Origin of the sequence: Atopobium sp. ICM42b (assembly GCA_000564995.1) — a bacterium.
GTDB lineage: Bacteria > Actinomycetota > Coriobacteriia > Coriobacteriales > Atopobiaceae > Lancefieldella.
Genome location: JDFH01000010.1, coordinates 1 through 2,345, shown reverse-complemented (window position 1 = coordinate 2,345; position 2,345 = coordinate 1). Strand labels below are relative to the sequence as shown.

Genomic DNA, 2,345 nt, shown 5'->3' with positions numbered 1-2,345 from the left:
TGAAACGGTACTTGCAGCAGGGCTTTGCATTGTTGTGCTTGTACGATTACTTGCGTACGTGCGTGATCAGACTTTGTCTTAAGAGGGACGAAAGAGATGAGTAGTTTGAGGTGATGTTTTGCATTTGTTTTGATAAGAGCTATTGTCTAAAGGTAATGAGAACTTCAAGTATTTTGTCGTCAGGTTTTTATTATTTTTTGCATTTTGTGTTTGCAATATAAACCATTACTACCGCATCAATCGCAATAATACTGCCCGCAATGATTACTGTTGTGTTTGGTATATTTGGACCAAGTAGTGCCATGAAAAAGAGTACTAACGCACTTATAAGCGTGCCAATACCCGCTACAAAACAGAGCTTTTTCTCGTCTATTGCTTTCTTTTCATCTTCAGTCATTGTGTTAAATCCAGCAATTGAAATAGCACCATGACCAGATAGAAGTACAATAGACCAAATGCCAAGAATTGCGGTTAAAGACCACGATATAACTGAATATAACATCATATTCACTCCAATCAGGAACGAACTGCTTGTTAATTGAATTATACGACTTCGAATTTAATTGGGTAATTGAATAATTCAAGCCCCTTCATTGTTATGTTCGTTAGCAACGATATAGGCCTTTTACTGTCCATTACAGTACCCACTTAGATTGCCTGTAGGTCTTATCCTTCTTTTTACATACTTGCAGATGGATTGGAAATGCATTTTTGTAAGGCATTCATTACTAAGTGAGGTAAAAATGGGCGGATGTTATATCAATTATTATTTTCATAACATTGAGTATGATGACGGATTCTACGGCGGAGAATTTTCAGCCCCTGATTATCGCGTTTATTGCAAGTTTTTATACGATAGGGAAACAAAGGAATTTATTGACATCTGGGACAATACTCAACCCATTGATGAAATTCTTCCAATTCCAATTTGGTGGCTTGATAATAAGCTTGAAAAGAATGGGAAGCTTGGAAAGCATGAAGGCAAAGAGAGCTATTAATGGCCTCGATGTTTTTCTTTATGTTTTTGTTTCTTAAGCTCAAATTGATGTTGTTTTAGGACTGCTTGTTGTACTTTGTTGAAATTTTTAAGTTCTATTTTTCTAGCTTCAAGTTGTAGCTGTAGGGCCTGTTGTGATTTGGTACCTATACCCGTTTTCTGCATCTGTTTGCGTGCAGCACGTTGTTTTCGTTTGGGATTTTCAAAGGTACGGTTATTCTCAATAATCAATGATGGACTAAATTTAAGGCGATAAAAATTCTTGAGTATAAAGTCATATATTTCATAGTCTTTTGGTTCTGCGCCGAATATAACTTTTGCCACTGTAAGCTTATCGTCTTCAACACGTTCAAAGACGCCGACCCAAAAGGGAGCATCAAATAAAACGGTTAGCGTGACGCTAGATCGATTCATGGAATTCCTCCTTGTATGTAGTTACACAAAGAACGGACAACCCAAGGAGGGAAGGTTACTTATCTCATACCTACGAGACGACCGGGCTACCTACCGGTTCTGGCATACTTTATTTAGTACACGTTGCGTTTTTATCTTTGTGGACGTTTGTTGTTAGAAATAACGTCGATGCTCATTATGACAGAAAGTCGTTGTTGAGGTCCATCGTATTTTATCTTTAAAGGGTTATTTAGATACACTATCGTATAGATGTTCGAGTTAGAAAAGAGATTCCTATACAGATAGAAGAATCCTTATGAATTATGTCCAAAAAGTTCCTGTTGCTATTTGCGGTGTTGCATTAGGTTTCGCGGCACTTGGAAATCTTTTTAAGACTTCTTTCGAGGGGTTTTATCTTGCCTGCGGCATAATCTCCATTGCTCTTTTAGCTCTCTATACCCTTAAATTTATGGTGTCTACAAAAGTTGTGTTACGAGAGCTCTCTGATCCGATTGGACTTTCAGTTGCCGCAACATATCCGATGGTAGTCATACTGATTTCGGTGTATTTGAAGGCTGATATTGGTAATGCAGCGCAATTATTTTGGTTTGTAGGAATTGCGTTGCACATCCTGTGCATAGCCCTCTTTACTTCTCGATACATTGCAAAATTTAATTGGGAGAATGTGCACGCCAGTTGGTTCATTGTGTATGTGGGTATTGTTGTTGCCAGTGTTACAGCACCGGCGTTCAACTTTGAAGCAAGTGTTGGTACGGTTGCATTTTGGTTTGGATTTATCTGCCTTGTAGTGCTTTTTATAGTAGTGAGCATTAGGTATGTTAAATATGGGCCAGTTCCTGATTCTGCTGAGTCGCTCGCTTGTATTTATGCAGCTCCAACAAGTCTTTGCATTGCGGGATATATTCAATCTATTACGCCAAAGTCTGTACCGTTT

The 2,345-nt window shown here is 38.3% G+C and carries 4 protein-coding genes; 2 read left to right on the top strand and 2 right to left on the bottom strand.

Annotated elements, in window-relative coordinates:
* Positions 1–190 precede the first annotated feature (190 nt).
* Positions 191–505: a DUF3784 domain-containing protein gene (locus HMPREF1493_RS03190; RefSeq protein ID WP_035427795.1), complete on the bottom strand. Its 315-nt coding sequence runs from the start codon at positions 503–505 to the stop codon at positions 191–193.
* Positions 506–743: 238 nt separating this feature from the next.
* Here HMPREF1493_RS03190 and HMPREF1493_RS03185 point away from each other — a divergent pair, with 238 nt between their 5' ends.
* On the top strand, positions 744–998 hold the full coding sequence (locus HMPREF1493_RS03185; protein ID WP_035427794.1) for a hypothetical protein: 255 nt from the start codon (positions 744–746) through the stop codon (positions 996–998).
* Here the strand turns inward: HMPREF1493_RS03185 and HMPREF1493_RS03180 are convergent.
* The gene (locus HMPREF1493_RS03180; RefSeq protein WP_035427793.1) at positions 995–1,411 is read right to left on the bottom strand and encodes a YjdF family protein; all 417 of its coding nucleotides are present in this window, start codon (positions 1,409–1,411) and stop codon (positions 995–997) included. The two genes, HMPREF1493_RS03185 and HMPREF1493_RS03180, sit on opposite strands and share 4 nt — an antisense overlap.
* Before the next feature lie 295 nt (positions 1,412–1,706).
* On the opposite strand from HMPREF1493_RS03180, the gene HMPREF1493_RS03175 reads away from it, so the two are divergent.
* A partial coding sequence (locus tag HMPREF1493_RS03175) for a TDT family transporter (protein ID WP_035427792.1) occupies positions 1,707–2,345 on the top strand: 639 nt, incomplete at its 3' end.